The sequence below is a fragment of the Methylobacterium sp. GC_Met_2 genome, assembly GCF_026540795.1.
Classification (GTDB): domain Bacteria; phylum Pseudomonadota; class Alphaproteobacteria; order Rhizobiales; family Beijerinckiaceae; genus Methylobacterium.
This window is the reverse complement of record NZ_JALNUM010000044.1, coordinates 26,065-47,504: the sequence shown is the minus strand read 5'-3', so window position 1 is coordinate 47,504 and position 21,440 is coordinate 26,065. Positions and strand designations below refer to the sequence as shown.

Sequence of the window (21,440 nt, the reverse complement as noted above, 5' to 3'; positions counted from 1 at the left end):
CCCCCCCTGCTTCGCAGGGTACCCTCCCCCGCGGTGGGGGGAGGAAGTGCGCCGGTCAGATCTGGACCGCCAGATACGACAACCGAACGATGATCCCAAAACCCAATGTGTGAGTCCGCAAGCCCCCGCGGGGGGAGGGGAACGCGCGGCCAATCATCAGCGCTCTCCGACAACGACCTGTGACTCCGCACGATCAGGAACTCCTGCGGCCGAGCGCCGCGCGGGCCGCGGCAGCCCCAACAGCGACATCCCCGGCGGACACGCCGTCGCCCTCAGGCAGCACCGTGTCGGATCCCAGGGCTTCGGCGAGGGCTTGGCTCAGCGCGATCGCGTTGTCGAGGGCGCGGGCCGCCTCGCTGGGGCGATCGAGGGCGATCAGCAGCAGGCCGAGATGGTAGTGGGCCATCACGAAGCCCCGGTCGAGATAAAGGGCCGCCCGCAGCGCCCGCTCGGCTTCCGCATCGCGGCCCAGTGCCCGGGCGAGGAGACCCTCGTAGAAGCGCATGGCCGGATCGGTCGGATCGCGGTCGAGGGCAATGCGCAGCGCCCGCCATGCCGACCCGGTATCCCCGGCATCTGCGAGGACGCGGATGCGATCACGCTCGGACACGGCATGATCGGACACGTCGTGATGTGAGACAGCCTGTGCGCGCAGCGCCGCGCCGGCCGATGGAACGGCGCGCGGCCCCGCCTCGTCGGCAGACACGGCGGGCAGCCCCGGGGCGTCCGGAAGCAGCGCATCCGCGAGCGCGCCGCCGCGCACCATTGGTGGCACGATCGACCGGAGTTCCGGTTCAGCGAGCACGACGGGCGGCAACGCCGGCGTATCGGACAGGGTGCGATAGGCGACGGTCCCAGGCAGGCTGACCGCATCGAGGAATCCCGCGAAGGCGGGGCTCGGCTCGGCGTGGCCGAGGAGCAGCCAGCCGTCCGGCCGCAGCCTGCGGCCGAGGCCGCGAACCACCGCGGCGACCGTCCGGGCGTCGAAGTAGATCAGCACGTTCCGGCAGAGGATCAGGTCGAACCGCTCGCCGTCCCGCGCCTGCGGATCGGCGAGGGTGAGCAGGTTGCCGCGCTCGAACCGCACCAGACCCCGGAATTCCGGGCGCAGGGCATAGCCGCCCTCCCGCCGGATCCCGGGCGCTGGGGGCAGGCGGGTGAAGTAGCGCAGCCGCTCCGCCGGCGGCATCGTGCGCAGGGCCCAGCGGCCGTATTCGGCGGCGCGGGCGGTGGCGAGCGCCTCGGCGCTGATGTCGGTTGCGAGGATCGAGACCCGCCAGTTCGGCAGAGCGTCGCCCAGCAACTCCTGCACCAGGATCGACAGGGAATAGGGCTCGGCCCCGGTCGAGCAGCCCGCAGACCAGATCCGCAGCGTCCGCTCGGACGCGCGGGCCGCGATCAACGCTGGCAGGATCCGCTCGCGCAACGCCTGGAACTGCTCGGCGTAGCGGAAGAAGAACGTCTCGCCGACGGTGATCTCGGCCTCGAGGCGCGCCCATTCGGCCTCCCCCTGGGCGCCGTCCGACAGGAGGGCGGCATAGGCCGCGCAATCGGCCGCCGCCATCTCGCGGAAGCGCCGACGCAGACGCTCGATCAGGAGATCGTCCTTGTCGACGTAGTAGTGATGGCCGGTGCGCGCGATGATCCGCGCCTTCAGCGCCGCGTAGGCGGGATCGGCCCCCGGATCGGGGCAGGGCGGGCCCGGACGGGACATCGCGGGTCAGGCGGAAACGGGCAGGGCAGCGAGGCGCTCGGCGGCGGCCCGGGCGAGCGCAGCGACCCGGGCCCGCTCCTGCGCGGTCAGCAGGCGCGCTGGCGCCAGCGCGTGGATGAGGCGCTCGCCGAGAACGAGTTCGGCCGCTACGCAGCCGTTGAGCGTCCCGTCCTCGCCGGCCGGGCGGATCGCGGAGTCGGGTACGGTGACGAGGTCGGCGGCCCGATCCACGCAATACGCGACGCCCTCGTCCCGGACGAGGACGAGGTGCGCGTAGAGGCCGGCCGGCGCCCCCGCCGGACGCAGGCCGAGAAGGGACGCGAGGTCGATCACCGGCACCGGCGCGCCACCGAGATTGAGGAAGCCCGTCAGCCAGCCTCCGGCCGCGGGCGGGGCGTGGAGATCCGGCAGCGGCAGCACCTCGGAAACCGCGTCGCGCGGCAAGGCGCAGGGCGTTCCCGCGACGTCGAGGAGGAGATAGGCCGTCCCGTTGCTGGCCAAGGTCGTCCGCTCCCCCCCTGATCGTCCGTCGGATCCCGGACGACACGAAGGGCGCAATAGGCTGTGTTCATGATCCCGGCAATCACGCCGCGGGCGCGGAGCGGCGACGGGAACCAAGTCTTGGCTTGGCCGCTTATTTTCCGACGCAGCAGCGCCGCATCTATGATGGTCGGCGCCTCGCCTGCGTCGGTCTATGCCAGGGATTGATGATGAGGAAACTTCTGTTGGCCGCCGCGTCGCTGACGCTCCTCGCAGGCTCCGCCTACGCCCAGGGGAATTCGCCCTACAACAGCTCTGGTTCGCAGGCCGGCGGCCCACGCGGCGGCATGGAGCGCGCTGGCGAGGCTGCGGCAATGGAGCAGGGCGCCGCTCCGGCCCGGCCGATGATGCGTCAGCGCATGATGAAGCACAAGCGGATGAAGCATCACCGCCGGATGCGCCACCACATGTGAGGCCGCGGCGCTCGCCGCCACAGGGCGGTCGAGCCCGCTCGATCAGGCCTGCCGCAGCCGCGGCAGGCCTTTTTCGTATCTGCACCTCCGCCGGGCACGGCGGCGACTATCGGAATTATACCTCACCTGACCGTCTGCGCAGAACGCGCTCCTGTCGGCTCGCGTTGAGCCTTGCCGGATCGTCACACGCGGTTCACGCTCACGCGCAGACGGACATCACCGCAAAAATGTTCGAAACCGAACATCGCCCCGCGTCCGGGCGTACGCCATGGATTGGGCGAGACAAGACGGGAGGAACGATGACACGACCGCTCGACCGGAGGTCCGAGGACAGGATCGAGGCGACCGGCGTCGAGGGACGGCGTAGCGCCATCGTGACGGCGGTGCGCCAGCGGGGCTTCGTAACCATCGAGGCCCTGGCGGCTCAGTTCGGCGTCACCGTCCAGACGATCCGCCGCGATCTCAACGAGCTGAGCGCCGAGGGACGGCTTGAGCGCTACCGCGGCGGTGGCGGATTGCCATCGAGCGTCGAGAACATCGACTACGCCGACCGCCGGGTGACGCTGCTGCCGGAAAAAACGCGGATCGGGCGCCTCGCAGCGAGCCGGATCCCGTCGCATTGCTCGGTCTTCATCAATATCGGCACGACGCCCGAAGCGGTCGCCCGGGAGCTGACCCGGCACGACGATCTCAGCGTAATCACCAACAATCTCAACGTCGCGCTCTCCCTGGGGGAGGCCACGGAGTTCCGCATCGTCGTGGCGGGCGGCACCGTGCGCAACCGGGACGGCGCGGTGCTCGGCCAACTCACCTGCGACACCCTCAGCCAGTTCCGGGTCGACGTGGCGGTCATCGGCATCAGCGGCATCGACGCCGATGGCGCGCTCCTCGACTACGATTACGAGGAGGTGCGGGCGACACAGACCATCCTGGCCCATGCGCGGAAAACCTTCCTCGTGGCGGACCGTACCAAATTCACCCGGCGCCCGATGGTACAGGTCGGGCGGCTCGATCAGATCGACACCTTTTTCACCGATCAGCCGCCGCCGCCGGACATCGTCGCGTTGCTGGAGCGCCAGGGCGTGACCCTCGCGGTCGCCGACGGGACCGACGAACCGTAACGAACATCGAATTTTTCGCTTGCGAAAGTGTTCGGCGGCGTCAATATATCTCCAGCTCGCCATCGGGGCGGGGCAGGAGGAACCATGGCGGCAGCACCGCGCCAGCGCGAGCCGTCCGACGCCTACGAACTTCTGGTCGTCGGCGGCGGCATCAACGGCACCGGCATCGCCCGGGACGCGGCCGGCCGCGGCTTATCGGTGCTGCTGGCCGAGCGCGGGGATCTGGCCGGGTTCACCTCCTCGTCCTCGACGAAGCTGATCCATGGCGGCCTGCGCTACCTCGAATATTACGAGTTCCGCCTCGTGCGAGAGGCGCTGGCCGAGCGCGAGCGGCTGCTGCGGCTCGCTCCCCACGTGATCTGGCCGCTGCGCTTCGTGCTGCCCCACGACGAGGGCCTGCGCCCGGCCTGGATGCTGCGGCTGGGCCTGTTCCTGTACGATCACCTCGCGCGGCTGCGCACGCTGCCCGGCTCCCACGGGGTCGATCTGCGCAATTCCGCCTATGGCGCGCCGCTGCAGAAGCGCCTGACGCGCGGCTTCGTGTATTCCGACTGCTGGGTCGAGGACAGCCGCCTCGTGGTGCTCAACGCGATGGACGCCCGCGAGCGCGGCGCCACGGTGCTCACCCGCACCGGCGTGGTCTCGGCAAGGCGCGACGGCGAGGGCTGGGTCGCCACGCTGCGCGACGAGCGCACTGGTTCCGAGCGGACTATCCGAGCGAAGGCCGTGATCAACGCCGCCGGCCCCTGGGTCAGCGCGACGCTCGGCGGCACGCTCGGCCTCAACAGCCGGGCGGCGGTGCGGCTGATCAAGGGCAGCCACATCGTGGTCAAGCGCCTGTTCGAGGGCGATCAGGCCTACATCCTGCAGCAGCCAGACAAGCGCATCATCTTCGCGATCCCCTACGAGCGCGACTTCACGCTGATCGGCACCACCGACGTGCCCTATGACGGGGAGCCCGGCCCGGTCTCGATCTCCGCGGAGGAGACCGACTACCTCTGCGGCTGCATCAACCGCTCGTTCGACACCCAGATCACCCCGTCCGACGTGGTCTGGAGCTATTCGGGCGTGCGCCCGCTCTACGACGACGCGGCTGAGAACGCCTCCGCGGTGACCCGCGACTACGTCCTCGACGTCGAGGACCAGGGCGGGAAGGCCGCCGTGCTGTCGGTGTTCGGCGGCAAGATCACCACCTACCGGCGGCTCGCCGAGCACGCGCTGGAGAAACTGAAGCCGTATTTCCCGCATCTCAAGAAGGCCTGGACCGGGGACGCGGTTCTGCCGGGCGGCGCCATGGCGGATGCCGATTTCGACCCGTTCCTGGCGAAGCTCCGGGCGGAAAAGCCGTTCCTGCCGGAGGAGACCGCCCGCCGCCTCGCCCGAGCCTACGGCACGCGGGCACGCGACATCGTCGGGACCGCCCGCTCGATGGCGGACCTCGGCGAGGCCTTCGATGGCGGGCTCACGGCGGCGGAAGTCGATTACCTGCGCAGCGAGGAATGGGCGGTCACCGCCGAGGACATCCTGTGGCGGCGCTCGAAGCTCGGCCTGCGCACGAGCGCGGAGAGCGCGGCGCGGCTTGCCGCCTACCTCGACCGCAGGGCCGAGGCGGCCTGACGATTTCGGACCCGCTCCGGCGCAGACCGGTCGGGATAACAGGGGAGGGAACGATGAGCCGTTACGTCGGGGCCATCGATCAGGGCACCACCAGCAGCCGCTTCATGGTGTTCGACCGGGAGGGCAGCGTCATCACGCTGGCCCAGGCCGAGCACGCGCAGATCTACCCGGCCCCGGGCCATGTCGAGCACGACGCGTCCGAGATCTGGACGAAGACCCAAGGCGTGATGCGTGAGGCGCTGGAGAAAGGCGGCCTCCAGCCCTCCGACCTCGCGGCGATCGGCATCACCAACCAGCGCGAGACCACGGTCATCTGGGACCGGACGACCGGCAAGCCGCTGCACAACGCTCTGGTCTGGCAGGACACCCGCAACGACCGGCTGGTGGCCGAGTTCGCCCGCGACGGCGGCCGCGACCGGTTCCGCGACCTCACCGGCCTTCCGCTGGCGAGTTATTTTTCGGGCCTCAAGCTCCGCTGGCTCCTCAACCATGTGCCGGGCGCCCGCGAGAAGGCCGAGGCTGGCGACGTGCTGTTCGGCAACATCGACACGTGGCTCGTCTGGAACCTCACCGGCGGGACGGAGGGCGGCCTCCACGTCACCGACGTAACCAATGCCAGCCGCACGCAGCTGATGTCGCTGAAGACCCTCGAATGGGACGAGGGCATGCTCAAAACCTTCGGCATCCCGAAGGCGATGCTCCCTAAAATCGTCTCATCGAGCGAGGTCTACGGGCAGACGAAGGCGCCGTTCGCGGGCGTGCCGATCGCCGGTATCCTCGGCGACCAGCAGGCGGCCCTGTTCGGCCAGACCTGTTTCAGCCCCGGCGAGGCCAAGAACACCTACGGCACCGGCTGCTTCGCGCTGATGAACACCGGCACTGAGCCGGTCCCCTCGAAGGCTGGCCTCGTCACCACGCTCGCCTACCGCCTCGACGGCCAAAAACCCGCTTACGCGCTCGAAGGCTCGATCGCCATCACGGGCGCCCTGGTGCAGTGGCTGCGCGACAACCTGCACATGATCAAGGATTCCGCCGAGGTCGAGACGCTCGCCACCACGGTCGAGGACAATGGCGGCGTCTATTTCGTGCCGGCCTTCTCGGGGCTCTACGCGCCGCACTGGAACGAGGGCGCCCGCGGGCTGATCATCGGGCTCACCCGCTACGTCAACCGCGGCCACATCGCCCGCTCGGTGCTGGAGGCGACCGCCTTCCAGACCCACGAGGTGCTGGACGCGATGGCCAAGGATTCCGGCATCCCCGTCAAGGAGTTGCGGGCCGATGGCGGCATGGTCGCCAACAACACGCTGATGCAGTTCCAGGCCGACATGCTCGACGTGCCGGTGGTCCGCCCGAAGGTGGCCGAGACCACCGCCCTCGGTGCCGCCTACGCGGCGGGTCTGGCGGTCGGCTACTGGAAAGGGCTCGACGACCTCAAGCGCAACTGGGGCGTCGACAAGCGCTGGACGCCGAAGATGGATGCCGGCCAACGCGAAAAGATCGCCGCCGCCTGGGGCCGGGCGGTGCAGCGGTCGTTCGACTGGAAGACTGAGGAGGCGTGAGGGGGCGGACGGCGCCGCGCGTCTCCCTCCTCCCTCTGCGGGGGAGGGTGGCCCGCGAAGCGGGTCGGGAGAGGGGAGCGACGGTGCAGAACAAGGCTGCGCCCGTCAGGAAGCCTGTGCCAGATCCTGAACCCGGGTTCCCCTCTCCCGACCCCTGCTGACGCAGGGGCCACCCTCCCCCGCAGAGGGGGGGGAGGGAGAGCGCGTAACAGGTTGCCGGAGCGCGCCTCATGGGCGTCATGTCCTGCGCGGCGCCTGAACTGTCAAAAACAACAACAAACGGGGGAGACAACACCATGCTATCACCATTCCTGGGTGAATTTCTGGGCACTATGACGTTGATCGTCCTGGGCGACGGGATCGTTGCCGGCGCCCTGCTCAAGAAATCCAAGGCCGAGAACGCGGGCTGGATTTCGATCACGGCCGGCTGGGCCTTCGCGGTGCTCGCCGGCATCTTCGTCGCCAGCGCCACCGGCAGCCCTGACGCGCATCTCAACCCCGCCGTCACAGTGGCGGGCGCAGTCAGTTCAGGGGATTTCAGCAAGCTCGCCGTCTACGTCCCGGCTCAGATGCTGGGCGCTTTCGTGGGTGCGGTCATCGTCTGGCTCCACTACCTGCCGCACTGGGCCGCGACGCCGGAGCAGGATCTCAAGCTCGCCTGCTTCTGCACCGGCCCGGCGATCCGCGATGCGAAATCCAACTGGATCTCCGAGATCATCGCGACCTTCTTCCTGATCCTGACCATCTCGGCCCTCGTGACCAATACCCTGGGCGCCACCGGCGCGATCCCGAGGGGCGTGGCGCCCTACATGGTCGGCATGCTGGTCTGGGGTATCGGCCTGTCGCTCGGCGGTACCACCGGCTACGCCATCAACCCCGCCCGCGACCTCGGCCCACGCATCGCCCACGCGGTGCTGCCGATCGCCGGAAAGGGAACTTCGGACTGGAGCTATGCTCTGATCCCGGTGGGTGGTCCGGTCATCGGCGCGGCGCTGGCCGGGCTGTTCGTGCGCGCCCTCGGGATCTGACGGAACTGCCATACCCTCAACCGCCGCGGGGCGTCCCTGCGTCGCGGCGGTTTGCGGTGCGGGGCCTTGGAGCTTAAGTCAGGGCGATCCCGACCGCGCCTCCGGGCGCCTCCACGCGGTGTGGTAGCCCCCGACCCATGGCCGTCGTCCTCGACATCCTGAAGAACGATCCGCGGCCGGTCCGCCATCCCGAGAAGGCGCACCGGCCCGATCAGCCCGTCCAGGCCAAGAAGCCGGATTGGATCCGCGTGAAGGCGCCGGGCTCGAAGGCCTGGACCGAGACGCAGAAGATCGTCCGCGAGCACGGCCTCGTCACGGTCTGCGAGGAGGCGGGCTGCCCGAATATCGGCGAGTGCTGGGAGAAGCGGCACGCCACCTTCATGATCATGGGCGACACCTGCACGCGGGCCTGCGCCTTCTGCAACGTGCGCACCGGCCTGCCCGAGTCCCTCGACGCGGCGGAACCCGAAAAAATCGGCGACTCGGTCGCCAAGCTCGGCCTGCACCACGTGGTCATCACTTCGGTCGACCGCGACGATCTGAGGGACGGCGGCGCCGAGCATTTTTCCCGCACCATCGCGGCGATCCGCCGGGCAAGCCCCGGCACCACGGTGGAGATCCTGACCCCCGACTTCCTGCGCAAGGATGGCGCGCTCGAAACCGTGGTCGCCGCCAAGCCCGACGTGTTCAACCACAACCTGGAGACCGTGCCGGCCAAGTACCTCACGGTGCGGCCCGGCGCCCGCTACTTCCACTCGGTGCGCCTGTTGCAGCGAGTCAAGGAGCTCGACCCGTCGATCTTCACCAAATCCGGCATCATGGTCGGGCTCGGCGAGGAGCGGAACGAGGTGCTCCAGCTGATGGACGACTTGCGCTCGGCCGATGTCGATTTCCTGACCATCGGCCAGTACCTGCAGCCGTCGAAGAAGCACCACGAGGTCGTGCGCTTCGTCCCCCCCGACGAGTTCAAGGCCTACGAGACCACCGCCTACGCCAAGGGCTTCCTGCTGGTCTCGGCCACGCCCCTGACGCGTTCGTCGCACCATGCGGGTGAAGATTTCGCGCGTTTGCAGGCTGCGCGTCTGGCGAAACTGTCGCCCGCGCTCTCGGCCTGAGGAAACCCGAACACGATGCCATCCTTCCGGGTCACCCGCACGGTGAAGCATTCGCCGCAGCAGATGTACGACCTCGTCGCCGACGTGGAGCGTTACCCTGAGTTCCTGCCGCTCTGCGACTCCCTGCGGGTGATCCGTCGGCAGGATATGACGGAGGGCGGGCAGGTGCTGATCGCCGAGATGGGCGTGGGCTACAAGGCGATTCGCGAGCGCTTCACCACCCGGGTCAGCCTCGAACCGGCGCATCTCAAGATCGTGGCAGAGTATATCGACGGTCCGTTCCGGCATTTGGAGAACCGCTGGCTGTTCAAGGACGCGCCGAACGGCGGCTGCGCGATCGACTTCTTCATCACCTACGAGTTCAAGAGCCGCACCCTGGGGCTTTTGATGGGTACGATGTTCGACCGGGCTTTTCGCAAGTTCACCGACGCGTTCGAGGGGCGGGCGGACCGGATGTACGATGCCGCGTGAGCAGGCTTAGCCGTCATGCCCCATCGGGGGCAGGTGCCGACGACATAGTCCCGATGACCGACTTGACGTGAATGATCATCTCGCATGCAGCGATGCGCGTTATTTCAATGTCTTTGATCCCAACGACAATACATTCGTTTCTTCTTCAGCTAACAGCTAATGTCTAAATTTTTCCGCGCAATTACATTATAATTCGGCAATCCTTCTGATATAGAACGCCACACGGATTATGTTTACAGCTTGTTCAACCCGTGCAATCAAAGCCCGGCAGGGCCCTATGGAGTCCGCCACCTCGAAAACTTGAGCGCCTGGTCTTGAGATACAGACAGGTCCTATTGGCCATCATCGTGGCTCTGACAGCCGCGCACACTCTTTCGTCCTGCAACGACGGGTACGATATCCGCCGTGCGCATGAGCGCTTCAAGAAATCGATCGCGGAAAGTCCAGCCGGCAAAGTCTCTTACAACGACCGGTTCAGCGAATCGTATATCAACACCCACTTCTCGATTGGACAAACGACGATCGACTGGATTTGGGCTTTCTATGGTATTCCTGGGTACCGAGATAATTTCACGAACGGAGATGTATTGATCGAAACCTACCTCCGGTCCAAACCGACGCCAAGCGAGTTCAGTCGCGCAGTCGGTGGTCTTGGGTCGGAGCAAACGCTCGCTCCGCAGGCTGGCGATGCGCCCCGTCGCACGGAGCACGGCGCCGTCGACGGCAAACCGATGGAGTCGTCCTCCGCCCCGGCAGCCAATGCCAAAGGGAATGGGGACATGCTGCAGATGGTATTCAAGCACCGCATTCTCATCGGCTGGCGCCTCTATTGATGACAGCCCAATCCACAACGTCGGGAGCTTTCGAAGATTGTGAGGCCCATCAGGCGACCGATCAGGCCCGCGCCGCCGGAACGCGCATGTGCTCCGGCCGCACGCCCATCCCGATCATCCGCGCCGGCAGGACCTGAAGCGGCGGCACGGCATCGAGAAGCCGCAGCGCCAGCGGCGCGCGGAACGGCGCATCGGCCCTGAGCGAGGCCGCGATCACCCGCGACTGGATTATCCGCTGCAGCGTCTGCGTGGCCCGTACCGGAAACATCCGCCGGGCCTGGACCCGGGCGAGATCGACCTCGGCGACGCGTCCCGCCTGCAACGGCCCGGCCAGCAGGTTGGCCGCCGCCACCGCATCCTGGATCGCGAGGTTGATCCCGACCCCGCCCACCGGCGACATGGCGTGGGCCGCATCGCCGATGCAGAGCAGCCCCGGCCGGTGCCAGCGCTCCAGCCGATCGACCGTGACGGTCAGGAGTTTGACGTCGTCCCAGTCGGCGATCTCCGCTGAGCGGTCGGCCAGGAACGGCGCGATCTCCGCCACCGCGGCCCGGAAGGCCGGCAGTCCTTTCGCCCGCAGTGCCGCATCGCCACCCTTCGGCACCACGTAGGCGCATTGCCACGCATCGCCCCGGTCGAGGGTGATGAGGATGCGGCCCGGCCCGAAGCGCCCGGCCGCCGCCTCGGGATCGCCGTCCCGGCGGGGCAGGCGGAACCACAGCACGTCGATCGGCGCGCCGAAGGCCCGGGGCGTGAAGCCGGCGCAGTCCCGCATGCGCGAGTGGCGGCCATCCGCGCACAGCACGAGGTCCGAGCGGATCTCGACCGGACCGTCAGGGCCCTCGGCGCGCACGCCCGCGACTCGGCCATCCGCCTCGATCAGGTGCCGGGCCTCGGTACGGCGGATCAGGCGAAAGGACGGGTAGCGCCCCGCCTCGCCGGCCAGAAAGTCCAAGAAATCCCATTGCGGCATGAAGGACAGGAAACGGTTGCGGGTCGGCAGCCGGCTGAAATCCGCCACGCGGTAGCTGCGTCCGGCCACCACCCCGGAAAAATGTTCGACGCGCCGCTGGGGCAGGGCGCGGAAACGCTCCGTGAAGCCAAGCTCGTCCATCAGGTCGAGGGTGGACGGGTGGATCGTATCCCCGCGGAAGTCGCGCAGGAAATCCGCGTGCTTCTCCAGCACGACCGTGTCGATCCCGGCCCGGGCGTAGAGCAGCCCGGCCATCATCCCGGCGGGGCCGCCGCCGACGATGCAGAGGCGGGTCGTCACCCTGTCCATGGAGCGTCCCTCCTTCAGTCGCGAACAACGTCCTCCAGAAGGCCCAGCGCATCAGCGACTGCAGCCCGGCGGATTTCCGCGCGCCCGAGATCGCCGTAGCGCCGTTCGAGGTGGCGCACGGCGCCCTCTCGCACGGCGAGGCCGAAATGCACGAGGCCGACCGGCTTCTCGGCGCTGCCGCCGCCGGGGCCGGCGATTCCAGTGATCGCCACCGCCACATCGGCCCGGGAGGCCGCGAGCGCCCCCGCGGCCATCGCCCGCGCCACCGGCTCGCTCACGGCGCCGTGCTGGCGGATCAGCGCCATGGGCACGCCGATCGCCTCGGCCTTGGCGTCGTTCGAGTAGGTGACGAAGCCGCGCTCGACCGCCGCCGAGGAGCCCGGCACCGCGGTGAGCAGGCCAGCCACGAGGCCGCCCGTGCAGGACTCAGCCGTGGCGATGGTGCGCTTCGCCGACGTGTAGGCCGCCACCAGCGCCTCGGCGCGGGCGAGGAGTTCCGTGTCGTCGATCATCGCCAACGGGCTCCCATGGGGCGACCGCGCCCTATCTCGAGGGTGACGTGAAGCCTGTCCCAACCGGAAGACAGGCCGGCACGATCCGGAGACCCAATGCCGATGACCTTCCCCGCGACCACGGCCGTCTACGCCGGGCTGCTCGCCCTTGTCTATTTAGGCCTCTCGGGATGGGTGATGGCAAGCCGTGTGTCCGACAACGTCCTCGTCGGCGACGGCGGTGACGAAGCCATGCTCAAGCGCATCCGATCGCACGCGAATTTCTCCGAATACGTGCCGCTGGCGCTGATCGTCATCGGCCTGCTGGAGGCGAGCGGCGGCGGCCACGGGCTGGTTCAGGCTCTGCTGATCGCCCTGCTGGTCGGCCGGATCCTGCACCCGATCGGGATGTTCGCGGCCCCGAACTCCCCGCGTCAGTTCGCCTGCCGGGGCGGCGGCATCCTGCTCACGATGGCGGCGCTCGCCATCGCGGCGATCGCGCTGCTGCTTCGGATCGGCTGAGCCTCAGCCCTGGCGCATCGCGGTCTCGGCCTGCGCGTCGAGGCCCGGGCCATCCTCTTCGGGCAGCCGCACCGTCGCGGCCGCCTGGGCGGCCAAGCCCTCGGCCCGGCCGACGAAGCCGAGTTTTTCGGTCGTGGTCGCCTTGATGGAGACCGCCGACAGCGGCACGCCGGCGATCGCGGCGATGCGCGCCCGGATCTCCTCGCGGTGCTGGCCGATGCGCGGCGCCTCCGCCAGCACCGTGATGTCGAGGTGGTCGATCCGGCCGCCCCGGGCACGGACCAGTTCACAGGCATGGGCCAGGAACTGATCGGAGGACGCGCCGCGCCAGCGCTCCTCGGAGGGCGGGAAATGGGTGCCGATATCGCCGTCCGCGATGGCGCCGAGCAGGGCATCGGTCAGCGCGTGGAGCGCCACGTCACCGTCGGAATGGGCCAGCACCCCGCGATCGGCCGGGATCTTCACGCCGCCGAGCCAGACATGGTCGCCGGTGGTGAAGGCGTGGACGTCGAAGCCGGTGCCGAGACGGGTGACGTAGCTGGTCATGGTGCGGGCTCCCGGCGCAGGGTTTTCGGCAGAACCGGCCGCGAAGGTGCGGTCGGCCTCGATCAGGTCGGCAGGCTGGGTGATCTTGCGGTTGGCGATGTCGCCCGCAAACACCACCACGGGCAAGCCCGCCCATTCGGCGAGCGCGCCGTCGTCGGTGAAGCCGTCGAGGGCCTGCGCGGCGGCGTCCCGATGGGCGTTCAGCAGCGGGCCGAATACGAAGGCCTGGGGGGTCTGGACGGCGCGCAGATGCTCGCGCGGCGGCGTCTCGTGCACCCGGCCGATGCCCGGGGCGATGTCGACGACGCGCTTGACCGTGTCGGTCACCGGAACGCCCGGCACGGCCGCGCCATGGTCGCGCCCGGCCGCGATCGCCCGAGCGATCAGCGGCGCGTCGACGTAGGGGCGGGCGGCGTCGTGGACCAGCACGATCTCGGGCGCCGCGTTGGACGCCAGGGCTTCGAGACCGGCCCGGACGGAGCGTTGGCGCGTCGCGCCGCCCTCGACCGGCTCGGCGATCTTGCGGCGGAGCCCGGAGTCGAGCTCCGCCAGGCAGGTCTGAAAAAAATCGGCCGCGTCGGCGGCGATCACCGGCTGGATCCGGTCGATGGCGTCCTGGGCGGCCAGTGCCGCGAGCGTCCGCGTGAGGACCGCCTGACCGCCGACACGACGATACTGCTTGGGCGTGCCGCCGCCGATGCGGATGCCACGTCCGGCCGCCACCACCACCGCGGCGACGCCGGAACCCGCGGGTGCGGATCCGGTGGCAGGCGTGCCGGTGGCGGACATGGGCGATGGACTCGTGGACGCTGGGGCGGGATCGCGGGCCGGACGCGGACCTGCCGTGACGCGGCTGCCCTGCCGATGAGCAAGCCCGTCGTTTAAGCGGGGGAGGCTTCGAAATCAACGCGCGGCCCCGCTTGCCAGCGGAACGGCCTTGCCTCATTGTTGGGCAGAATGGCGACTGATCATTATTTGAGCGCACTGCGCGGGGGACGGCCGGTGAAGGACGGGGCACAACCTGCGCCGCTCTGCCTGCTGGCACCGCTCTCCGGCGTCACCGACCTGCACATGCGCCGGATCGCTCGGCGCTGCGGCGCCGACGCCGTCGTCTCCGAGATGGTGGCGGCACGCGAGCTGGCCCGCGGCGCCGACGAGGCGACCCTGCGCGCGGACGGGTCCGGCGTCGACCTCCACGTGGTGCAGCTGGCGGGCTGCGAGGCGGAGCCAATGGCACAGGCCGCGCGGCTCGCGGCCGCCAATGGGGCCGATGTCATCGATGTGAACATGGGCTGCCCGGCCAAGATCGTGACCGGCATCGCCTCGGGCTCGGCCCTGATGCGCGACCTCGACCACGCAGAGCGGCTGCTCGCCGCGGTGCGCGGGGCGGTATCAGTGCCTGTGACCGTCAAGATGCGCCTCGGCTGGGACGACACGACCCGCAACGCCGCCGACCTCGCGGCCCGGGCGGAGCGGCTGGGGCTCAACGCCGTCACGGTCCACGGGCGGACCCGGCAGCAATTCTACACCGGCAAGGCCGATTGGGCGGCGATCCGACCGGTAGTGGAGACGGTGTCGATCCCGGTGATCGCCAACGGCGACATCACCGATCTAGCCAGCGCCCGCGCCTGCCTCGCAGCCTCCGGCGCAGCAGGGGTGATGATCGGCCGGGCGGCCACCGGCCGGCCCTGGCTCGTCGGGCAGGTCGCGGCGGCGCTGGCCGGCCGGCCAGTCCCCGAACCGTCGCGCGCCGAGCAGGCCGCGCTGGCCGCCGAGCATTATGCCGGCCTTCTGTCGCTCTACGGCCACGCCATGGGCGTGCGCCACGCGCGAAAACACCTTGCCGCCTATGCCGAGACCGGCGGGGCGCTGGAGCCGGCCGAGCGGTCGGCGCTCCTGACCACGACCGATCCGGAAACCGCGTTGGCCCTGCTGGCCCGGGCCTTCGCGGGTCCGGCGATCACGGTGCGAGAGGCTGCATGAGCGACGAACGCCCCCCGCAGGCGATCGGCGGCCGGCGCGACACCGCCGCCGAGGCCGTGCTCAACGCCCTGCCGCTGCCGGTCCTGACCATCGGCGCCGACGAGCAGATCCTCCATTGCAACCACGCCGCCGAGGCGTTCTTCGATTACTCTGCGCGCCTGATGCAGCGCCGCCGCCTGCGCGACATCATCCCCTTCGCCTCGCCGATCATCGCCCTGGTGGCCGAGGTGCGGCGCCGGGGCGCCAGCGTCAGTGAGTACCGGGTCGAGCTGACCCAGCCCCGCCTCGGGCTGGAGCGCAGCGTCGACGTGTTCGCCACCCCGCTCGGCGACGACGGCGATGCCGTGGTGATGATGCTCCAAGAACGCACCATCGCTGACAAGATGAACCGGCAGCTCACCCATCGCGGCGCCGCGCGCTCGATGGTGGCGCTCGGTGCGATGCTGGCCCACGAGATCAAGAACCCGCTCGCCGGCATCCGCGGCGCCGCGCAGCTCCTGGAGAGCACCGGCGCCGAAGAGGACCGGCTGCTCACCCGGCTGATCTGCGACGAATCCGACCGGATCGTACGCATCGTCGAGCGGATGGAGCTGTTCGGCGACGAGCGCCCGGCCGATCGCGGCGCCGTCAACGTCCATGGGGTGCTCGATCAGGTGAAGCGCTCGGCCCAGTCGGGCTTCGCGCGTCACATTCGCTTCGTCGAGACCTACGATCCGTCGCTTCCGCCGGTGCTCGGCAGCCGCGATCAGCTGATCCAGGTGATCCTCAACCTCGTGAAGAACGCCGCCGAGGCGATCGGCCCGGACGCGGTCGAGGGTGAGATCACCCTGTCGACCGCCTTCCGCACTGGCCTGCGCCTGCAGGTGCCGGGCTCGCGCGAGCGGGTCAGCCTGCCGATCGAGGTGGCGGTGCGCGACAACGGCCCCGGCATCTCGGCGGAGCTGATGCAGGACCTGTTCGACCCGTTCGTCACCACCAAGGCGCAGGGGTCCGGCCTCGGTCTTGCATTGGTGGCCAAGATCGTCGGCGATCACGGAGGGATCGTCGAGTGCGATCCCGCCCCCCGCCGCACGACGTTCCGCATCCTCCTGCCGATGTCGAGCGCCCGCGACGGTCGCGAATCGGCGGTCGATCCGTGACGTCGCATCCCCCGTCCGGCCCCCGTCGGAGCTCTGAGTAGAGAGTCATGCCCAACGGCCACATCATCGTCGCTGACGACGACGCCGCGATCCGCACCGTCCTCAATCAAGCGCTGTCCCGGGCGGGCTACGAGGTCCGCTCGACCGGCAATTGCGCGACCCTCTGGCGCTGGGTCGCGCAGGGGGAGGGCGATCTCGTCATCACCGACGTGGTGATGCCCGACGAGAACGTGTTCGACCTGCTGCCGCGCATCAAGCGGGTGCGGCCGGAGCTGCCGATCATCGTGATGAGCGCGCAGAACACGTTCATGACGGCGATCCGGGCCTCGGAGCGGGGCGCCTACGAATACCTTCCCAAGCCCTTCGACCTGAAGGAGCTGATCGCGATCGTGGGCCGGGCGCTGTCGCGGCCCCGCGGCGCGGCGCCGTCCGGCGCGCCTCCGGACAACGAGGACATTCCGCTGGTCGGCCGCTCGCCCGCCATGCAGGAGATCTACCGGGCGCTCGCCCGGTTGATGCCAACCGACCTCACCGTGATGATCACCGGCGAATCCGGCACCGGCAAGGAGCTGGTCGCCCGGGCGCTGCACGATTACGGCCGCCGTCGCACCGGTCCGTTCGTGCCGGTCAACATGGCGGCGATCCCCCGCGACCTGATCGAGTCCGAGCTGTTCGGCCACGAGAAGGGCGCGTTCACGGGCGCGCTCCAGCGCTCGGCCGGCCGGTTCGAGCAGGCCGAGGGCGGCACGCTGTTCCTCGACGAGATCGGCGACATGCCCATGGAGGCGCAGACGCGCCTTCTACGCGTGCTCCAGCAGGGCGAGTACACCACGGTCGGCGGCCGGGTGCCGATCAAGACCAACGTTCGGATCATCGCGGCGACCAACAAGGATCTGCGGATCTCGATCCAGCAGGGCATCTTCCGCGAGGACCTGTTCTTCCGGCTCAACGTCGTGCCGCTGCGGCTGCCGGCTTTGCGTGAGCGGTCCGAGGACGTGCCGGACCTCGTCCGCCACTTCTTCGTGATGGTCGAGCGCGAGGGCCTGACCCGGAAGTCCCTCGATGGCGACGCCATGGAGCGGTTGAAGCGCTACCGCTGGCCCGGCAACGTCCGCGAATTGGAGAACCTCGTCCGGCGGCTCGCCGCCCTCTATCCGCAGGACACGATCACCGGCCCGGTGATCGAGGCCGAGCTCGACACGCTGCCGCTGGCCGCGCCCGCGTCGTCGTCCGCCAACGGAGCCGGCCGCAAGGCCGGCGGCGAATCGGAGAGCCTGTCGAGCGCAGTGGAGCGGCACCTTTCGGATTATTTTTCGGGTTACCGCGATACGCTGCCGCCGCCCGGCCTCTATCACCGGATCCTGCGGGAGATCGAAGGCCCGCTGATCGGCGCGGCGCTCGCTGCCACCCGCGGTAACCAGATCCGCGCGGCGGAGCTGCTCGGGGTCAACCGCAACACCCTGCGCAAGAAGGTGCGGGATCTCGACCTGCAGGTGTTTCGGACGGCGCGATAGGGGCGCGGCGCGAACCGAATCGGGCAGTACGGACGATAAGGTGGAGGCTCGCAGGCAATTACGGAGCGCGACAGGCCCCCTCTCCCGTGCGGGAGAGGGACCCGCGCCCTTCCGAGCTAAGGGAGCGCCAACCGTGATCTTAACTCCGTATAGCCGGTAGCGACCTGACACATCCCAAGGGCCGGCTCCCGGGATGGCGTCGCTGGCTGCTCGTCGCCTTCGAGGACCCTGCTTCGATCACCGCCCCGGCAGGATCGGATCGCCGCGCATCAGCGCGTGTAGCCGTTCGGTGTCGAACCCGTTCGGGATGCCGGGCGCAGCCGGCTTCGGCGCCGGCGCAGCCTTGATGGGCGCGGGCAGGGACCCGGTGGCCGAGGGCTCGGCCTGGACGGCGCGGACCACTGGCGCCGGTGCCAGGTGCGCGAGCCGGTCGGCGCTGACGAACACGACCGTCGCCGTGGAGGCGAGGACGAGAATGCCGCCGATGAGGGAACGCAGGATACGCAATCGACGATCCGATACGCGACTTGAGACGGCAACAGAATAGCGCCGCGGCCGTTAACGAAGCCCCACTCAAGGGCTTCCACCGCCAATCTTCGGGAGGCGATATTGACGAACGTCCAAGCCACCGCGAGCGACAGCCCGTTCATCCAAGGCCGCAACGCGCGCCTCTACGGCAAGCCCGTCAGCGATTGCCCTTATCCGGAGGGATCCGAGGAGCGCGCCGGCTGGATGGAGGCCTACGAGGAGGCCGCGAATACGGATCCGCCCGAGAAGCCGTGAACGCGAAATTCTGTCCTTACGGACGAAGCCGGATGACGCCTCCGGCTTGACCTCACCGGATGCCGGGGGCTTCGTGCATCGCAGAGCAACGCGATCACCGGTCCCCGATGTCCCTGACGCCCAAGCCCGAAAAGAATTTCGCGCCCGCGACGCGCCTCGTCCATGCGGGCCGCGATCCGGGCGCGCAGCACGGCTTCGTCAATACGCCGATCTACCGCGGGTCCACGGTCCTCTATCCGACCTACGATGCCATCAAGCACCGGCGCGGGCGCTACAATTACGGCACCTCGGCCACGCCCACGATGGACGCGCTCACCGAGGCCTGGACCGAACTCGCGGGCGCCGCCGGCACGGTCGTGACGCCCTCGGGGCTGGCGGCGCTGACGGTCGCGCTGATGGCCGCGGTCTCGGCGGGCGACCACCTCCTCGTCACCGATTCCGCCTACCGTCCGACCCGCCAGTTCTGCGACGGCGTGCTGTCCCGGTTCGGCGTGGAGGTTACCTACTACGACCCCACGGTCGGCGCCGGCATCGCCGCGCTGATGCGGCCGAATACCAAGGCGGTGCTGGTCGAGGCGCCCGGCTCCCAGAGCTTCGAGATGCAGGACATCCCGGCCATCGCCGAGGTCGCGCATGCCCGCGACGCCTGCGTGATCATGGACAACACCTGGGCGACGCCGCTGCTGTTCCCGCCCCATGAGCGGGGCGTCGACATCGCGGTCGAGGCCGGCACGAAATACCTGAGCGGCGGTTCGGACCTGCTGATCGGCCTGACCTCCGCCAACGCCCGGTATTACCCGGCGGTGCGGCGCACCTTCGACCATTTCGCCATGTGCGCCGGCGCCGAGGACATCTTCCTGGCCCTGCGTGGCATGCGCACCATGAACCTCCGGCTGCGCGAGCACGGCCGCGCCGGGCTGGAGATGGCCCGGTGGTTCCAGGCGCGGCCCGAGGTGCTGCGCGTGCTCCATCCCGGCCTGCCGGAAGATCCCGGCCACGCGATCTGGAAGCGCGACTTCTCCGGCGCGTCCGGGCTGTTCGGGGTGATCCTCAAGCCCGTGCCGGAGGCGGCCGTGGCCGCCCTGCTGGACGGGCTGGAACTCTTCGGGATGGGCTTCTCCTGGGGCGGCTTCGAGAGCCTCGTGATCCCGTTCGACTGCGCCGGCTACCGCACCGCCACGCAATGGGCGCCGGGCGGCCCGGCCCTGCGATTCCATATCGGTCTGGAGGATGTCGAAGACCTCAAGGCCGATCTCGACGCCGGTTTCGCGCGCCTGCGGGCACACGCATGAGCGCACCGACCCGGCGGCGACTGATCCAGGGTGCCGGCGCCCTGGCCCTCGCACAAACCTATGCGGCCATCGCTGCCGATGCGGAGGTGACCGGGCGGCTCGCCCGCTACATGGCGGCAGCTCGGGATCAGACCCTGCCGCCGGAGGTGCTGATCGCCTGCAAGCACCGGATCCTGGACACCCTGGCCGCCATGGTTTCGGGTGCCCGGATGCGGCCCGGCGCGATGGCGCTCGCCTATGTTCGCACCCTCGGCGGCACCGAGCAGGCGGGGATCGTCGCCTCGGATTTCCGGACCACGACGGTGAACGCGGCGCTGGCCAACGCCATGTGCGCCCATGCCGACGAGACCGACGATTTCGAGCCTGTGACCAAGGCCCATCCCGGCTGCGCCACCGTGCCGGCGGCCCTGGCGCTGGCCGAACGGCACGGCAATTCCGGCGCCGAATTCGTCCGGGCAGTCGCGCTCGGCTACGATCTCTGCTGCCGTTTGCTCCTGGCGCTCGGGCCCGATCACGTGCGCGGCACGCACCGGAGCGCGGAGGGCACCAGTTCCACCTTCGGGGCCCTGGGTGCCGCCGCCGCGTTGGCCCGCCTCGACGAGCGCGGCATGCGCTTCGCGCTCTCCTACGCGGCCCAGCAGGTTTCCGGCCTGTGGAGCTGGGTGCGCGATCACGACCATGTCGAGAAGGCGTTCGACTTCGCCGGCATGGGCGCGCGCAACGGCGTCACGGCGGTCGGCATGGTCGAGGCGGGGCTGACCGGGGTGTCGGACGTGCTCGACGGTCGCCACAACCTGCTGAACGCGCTCTCGACCGCGCCGAAGCCCGACGCGATGCTGGAGGGGCTGGGCCAGCGCTTCTTCGTCACCGAGACCGCGATCAAGACCTATTCGGTGGGCTACCCGATTCAGTCGCCGCTGGACGCGACGCTGACGCTGCGCCGGCAATACGGCCTGACGCCGGATTCCGTGCGCCACATCTTGGTGAAGCTGCCGACCGACGCCGTCGGCATCGTCGGGTCGAGCGCCATGCCGGATGTCAGCTGCCAGCACCTCGTGGCTTTGGCGCTGGTGAAGGGAGCTGTCTCCTTCGCCGACAGCCACGATGCCGGGCTGATGCACGATCCCGCGATCGCCGCGGAGCGCGCAAAGGTGGACGTCGCGGGCGATCCGGCCCTGATGGATCCGGCCGCCCCGCGCGGCGCCATCGTGACGATCACGCTGGCGGACGGCCGGATCGTCGAGCACCACACACGGCATCCGCCCGGCACGAAGGAGAACCCACTGAGCACGGAGGCGGTGAACGCCAAGGCCCGGGACCTGATGGTGCCGGTGCTCGGGCCCGACAAGACCGATCGGCTGATCGCACGGGTCAACGCGCTGGAGTCGGTGGCCGATATGCGCGAATTGCGGCCGTTGCTGGTCGCTTGAGGTGGCAAGTCGCACGGCGCCCCTCCCGATACGGATATCCGCCGCAT

21 protein-coding genes are annotated in these 21,440 nt (G+C 69.3%); 15 read left to right on the top strand and 6 right to left on the bottom strand.

Annotated elements, in window-relative coordinates:
• Window positions 1-193 precede the first annotated feature (193 nt).
• Entirely contained in the window at window positions 194-1,714 is a 1,521-nt protein-coding gene (locus tag OXS49_RS16340) for a protein-glutamate O-methyltransferase CheR (protein WP_267425646.1), read from the bottom strand.
• A 6-nt stretch (window positions 1,715-1,720) separates the two neighbouring features.
• Entirely contained in the window at window positions 1,721-2,215 is a 495-nt protein-coding gene (locus OXS49_RS16335) for a chemotaxis protein CheW (RefSeq protein ID WP_267425645.1), read from the bottom strand.
• A gap of 209 nt (window positions 2,216-2,424) precedes the next feature.
• Between OXS49_RS16335 and OXS49_RS16330 the strand changes: the two genes are divergently transcribed.
• The 8 genes from OXS49_RS16330 to OXS49_RS16295 all read left to right on the top strand — a co-directional run bounded on the left by OXS49_RS16330 (window position 2,425) and on the right by OXS49_RS16295 (window position 10,411).
• Window positions 2,425-2,667 (top strand): hypothetical protein, encoded by a 243-nt coding sequence (locus OXS49_RS16330; RefSeq protein WP_243998596.1) that lies wholly within the window; start codon window positions 2,425-2,427, stop codon window positions 2,665-2,667.
• 299 nt (window positions 2,668-2,966) lie between these two features.
• A complete protein-coding gene (locus OXS49_RS16325; RefSeq protein WP_267425643.1) occupies window positions 2,967-3,788 on the top strand; it encodes a DeoR family transcriptional regulator in 822 nt (273 codons plus the stop codon).
• 84 nt (window positions 3,789-3,872) lie between these two features.
• Window positions 3,873-5,405 carry a glycerol-3-phosphate dehydrogenase gene (gene glpD, locus OXS49_RS16320; RefSeq protein ID WP_267425642.1) on the top strand — a complete coding sequence of 511 codons (1,533 nt, stop codon included), beginning with the start codon at window positions 3,873-3,875 and terminating at the stop codon, window positions 5,403-5,405.
• 53 nt (window positions 5,406-5,458) lie between these two features.
• A complete protein-coding gene (glpK, locus tag OXS49_RS16315; RefSeq protein ID WP_267425641.1) occupies window positions 5,459-6,964 on the top strand; it encodes a glycerol kinase GlpK in 1,506 nt (501 codons plus the stop codon).
• A 296-nt stretch (window positions 6,965-7,260) separates the two neighbouring features.
• Window positions 7,261-7,992: an MIP/aquaporin family protein gene (locus tag OXS49_RS16310; RefSeq protein ID WP_267425640.1), complete on the top strand. Its 732-nt coding sequence runs from the start codon at window positions 7,261-7,263 to the stop codon at window positions 7,990-7,992.
• 137 nt (window positions 7,993-8,129) lie between these two features.
• Window positions 8,130-9,107 carry a lipoyl synthase gene (gene lipA / locus OXS49_RS16305; RefSeq protein WP_243998586.1) on the top strand — a complete coding sequence of 326 codons (978 nt, stop codon included), beginning with the start codon at window positions 8,130-8,132 and terminating at the stop codon, window positions 9,105-9,107.
• A gap of 15 nt (window positions 9,108-9,122) precedes the next feature.
• Entirely contained in the window at window positions 9,123-9,578 is a 456-nt protein-coding gene (locus OXS49_RS16300) for a type II toxin-antitoxin system RatA family toxin (protein ID WP_243998584.1), read from the top strand.
• A 335-nt stretch (window positions 9,579-9,913) separates the two neighbouring features.
• Window positions 9,914-10,411: a hypothetical protein gene (locus OXS49_RS16295; protein WP_267425638.1), complete on the top strand. Its 498-nt coding sequence runs from the start codon at window positions 9,914-9,916 to the stop codon at window positions 10,409-10,411.
• Window positions 10,412-10,472: 61 nt separating this feature from the next.
• Here the strand turns inward: OXS49_RS16295 and OXS49_RS16290 are convergent, their stop codons facing one another.
• Together OXS49_RS16290 and OXS49_RS16285 are read right to left on the bottom strand one after the other, a co-directional pair.
• Window positions 10,473-11,693 carry an FAD-dependent oxidoreductase gene (locus OXS49_RS16290; protein ID WP_267425637.1) on the bottom strand — a complete coding sequence of 407 codons (1,221 nt, stop codon included), beginning with the start codon at window positions 11,691-11,693 and terminating at the stop codon, window positions 10,473-10,475.
• Between the two features lie 14 nt (window positions 11,694-11,707).
• Window positions 11,708-12,205, bottom strand: a complete 498-nt coding sequence (locus OXS49_RS16285) for a CinA family protein (RefSeq protein WP_267425636.1) — start codon at window positions 12,203-12,205, stop codon at window positions 11,708-11,710.
• A gap of 102 nt (window positions 12,206-12,307) precedes the next feature.
• On the opposite strand from OXS49_RS16285, the gene OXS49_RS16280 reads away from it, so the two are divergent.
• Window positions 12,308-12,706 carry an MAPEG family protein gene (locus OXS49_RS16280; RefSeq protein ID WP_267425635.1) on the top strand — a complete coding sequence of 133 codons (399 nt, stop codon included), beginning with the start codon at window positions 12,308-12,310 and terminating at the stop codon, window positions 12,704-12,706.
• A 3-nt stretch (window positions 12,707-12,709) separates the two neighbouring features.
• Here OXS49_RS16280 and OXS49_RS16275 read toward each other — a convergent pair whose 3' ends face one another.
• The gene (locus OXS49_RS16275; protein WP_267425634.1) at window positions 12,710-14,041 is read right to left on the bottom strand and encodes a bifunctional 2-C-methyl-D-erythritol 4-phosphate cytidylyltransferase/2-C-methyl-D-erythritol 2,4-cyclodiphosphate synthase; all 1,332 of its coding nucleotides are present in this window, start codon (window positions 14,039-14,041) and stop codon (window positions 12,710-12,712) included.
• Between the two features lie 168 nt (window positions 14,042-14,209).
• On the opposite strand from OXS49_RS16275, the gene dusB reads away from it, so the two are divergent.
• The 3 genes from dusB to ntrC are packed head-to-tail and all read left to right on the top strand — an operon-like array spanning window position 14,210 to window position 17,888.
• Entirely contained in the window at window positions 14,210-15,235 is a 1,026-nt protein-coding gene (gene dusB, locus OXS49_RS16270; protein WP_267425633.1) for a tRNA dihydrouridine synthase DusB, read from the top strand.
• Window positions 15,232-16,374: an ATP-binding protein gene (locus OXS49_RS16265; protein WP_267425632.1), complete on the top strand. Its 1,143-nt coding sequence runs from the start codon at window positions 15,232-15,234 to the stop codon at window positions 16,372-16,374. Before dusB ends, OXS49_RS16265 begins: the two co-directional genes overlap by 4 nt.
• A 47-nt stretch (window positions 16,375-16,421) precedes the next feature.
• The gene (gene ntrC / locus OXS49_RS16260; protein ID WP_243998569.1) at window positions 16,422-17,888 is read left to right on the top strand and encodes a nitrogen regulation protein NR(I); all 1,467 of its coding nucleotides are present in this window, start codon (window positions 16,422-16,424) and stop codon (window positions 17,886-17,888) included.
• A 237-nt stretch (window positions 17,889-18,125) separates the two neighbouring features.
• On the opposite strand, the gene OXS49_RS16255 is transcribed toward ntrC, so the two are convergent.
• A complete protein-coding gene (locus OXS49_RS16255; RefSeq protein ID WP_243998568.1) occupies window positions 18,126-18,395 on the bottom strand; it encodes a hypothetical protein in 270 nt (89 codons plus the stop codon).
• 102 nt (window positions 18,396-18,497) lie between these two features.
• Here OXS49_RS16255 and OXS49_RS16250 point away from each other — a divergent pair, with 102 nt between their 5' ends.
• The 3 genes from OXS49_RS16250 to OXS49_RS16240 all read left to right on the top strand — a co-directional run bounded on the left by OXS49_RS16250 (window position 18,498) and on the right by OXS49_RS16240 (window position 21,393).
• Window positions 18,498-18,671 carry an Rmf/CrpP family protein gene (locus OXS49_RS16250; protein ID WP_243998565.1) on the top strand — a complete coding sequence of 58 codons (174 nt, stop codon included), beginning with the start codon at window positions 18,498-18,500 and terminating at the stop codon, window positions 18,669-18,671.
• Window positions 18,672-18,778: 107 nt separating this feature from the next.
• Window positions 18,779-19,963: a cystathionine beta-lyase gene (metC, locus tag OXS49_RS16245; protein WP_267425631.1), complete on the top strand. Its 1,185-nt coding sequence runs from the start codon at window positions 18,779-18,781 to the stop codon at window positions 19,961-19,963.
• Window positions 19,960-21,393, top strand: a complete 1,434-nt coding sequence (locus OXS49_RS16240; RefSeq protein WP_243998562.1) for an MmgE/PrpD family protein — start codon at window positions 19,960-19,962, stop codon at window positions 21,391-21,393. The genes metC and OXS49_RS16240 overlap by 4 nt, the downstream gene beginning before the upstream one ends.
• Window positions 21,394-21,440 lie beyond the last annotated feature (47 nt).

Bases quoted from the DNA above. Each gene is read 5' to 3' on its own strand.
- OXS49_RS16265 (WP_267425632.1), top strand. From the start codon at position 15,232: ATGAGCGACGAACGCCCCCCGCAGGCGATCGGCGGCCGGCGCGACACC.
- lipA (WP_243998586.1), top strand. From the start codon at position 8,130: ATGGCCGTCGTCCTCGACATCCTGAAGAACGATCCGCGGCCGGTCCGC.
- OXS49_RS16275 (WP_267425634.1), bottom strand. From the start codon at position 14,041: ATGTCCGCCACCGGCACGCCTGCCACCGGATCCGCACCCGCGGGTTCC.
- OXS49_RS16325 (WP_267425643.1), top strand. From the start codon at position 2,967: ATGACACGACCGCTCGACCGGAGGTCCGAGGACAGGATCGAGGCGACC.
- metC (WP_267425631.1), top strand. From the start codon at position 18,779: ATGTCCCTGACGCCCAAGCCCGAAAAGAATTTCGCGCCCGCGACGCGC.
- glpD (WP_267425642.1), top strand. From the start codon at position 3,873: ATGGCGGCAGCACCGCGCCAGCGCGAGCCGTCCGACGCCTACGAACTT.
- dusB (WP_267425633.1), top strand. From the start codon at position 14,210: ATGGCGACTGATCATTATTTGAGCGCACTGCGCGGGGGACGGCCGGTG.
- OXS49_RS16240 (WP_243998562.1), top strand. From the start codon at position 19,960: ATGAGCGCACCGACCCGGCGGCGACTGATCCAGGGTGCCGGCGCCCTG.
- OXS49_RS16310 (WP_267425640.1), top strand. From the start codon at position 7,261: ATGCTATCACCATTCCTGGGTGAATTTCTGGGCACTATGACGTTGATC.
- glpK (WP_267425641.1), top strand. From the start codon at position 5,459: ATGAGCCGTTACGTCGGGGCCATCGATCAGGGCACCACCAGCAGCCGC.
- OXS49_RS16340 (WP_267425646.1), bottom strand. From the start codon at position 1,714: ATGTCCCGTCCGGGCCCGCCCTGCCCCGATCCGGGGGCCGATCCCGCC.
- OXS49_RS16280 (WP_267425635.1), top strand. From the start codon at position 12,308: ATGACCTTCCCCGCGACCACGGCCGTCTACGCCGGGCTGCTCGCCCTT.
- OXS49_RS16330 (WP_243998596.1), top strand. From the start codon at position 2,425: ATGAGGAAACTTCTGTTGGCCGCCGCGTCGCTGACGCTCCTCGCAGGC.
- OXS49_RS16285 (WP_267425636.1), bottom strand. From the start codon at position 12,205: ATGATCGACGACACGGAACTCCTCGCCCGCGCCGAGGCGCTGGTGGCG.
- ntrC (WP_243998569.1), top strand. From the start codon at position 16,422: ATGCCCAACGGCCACATCATCGTCGCTGACGACGACGCCGCGATCCGC.
- OXS49_RS16300 (WP_243998584.1), top strand. From the start codon at position 9,123: ATGCCATCCTTCCGGGTCACCCGCACGGTGAAGCATTCGCCGCAGCAG.
- OXS49_RS16290 (WP_267425637.1), bottom strand. From the start codon at position 11,693: ATGGACAGGGTGACGACCCGCCTCTGCATCGTCGGCGGCGGCCCCGCC.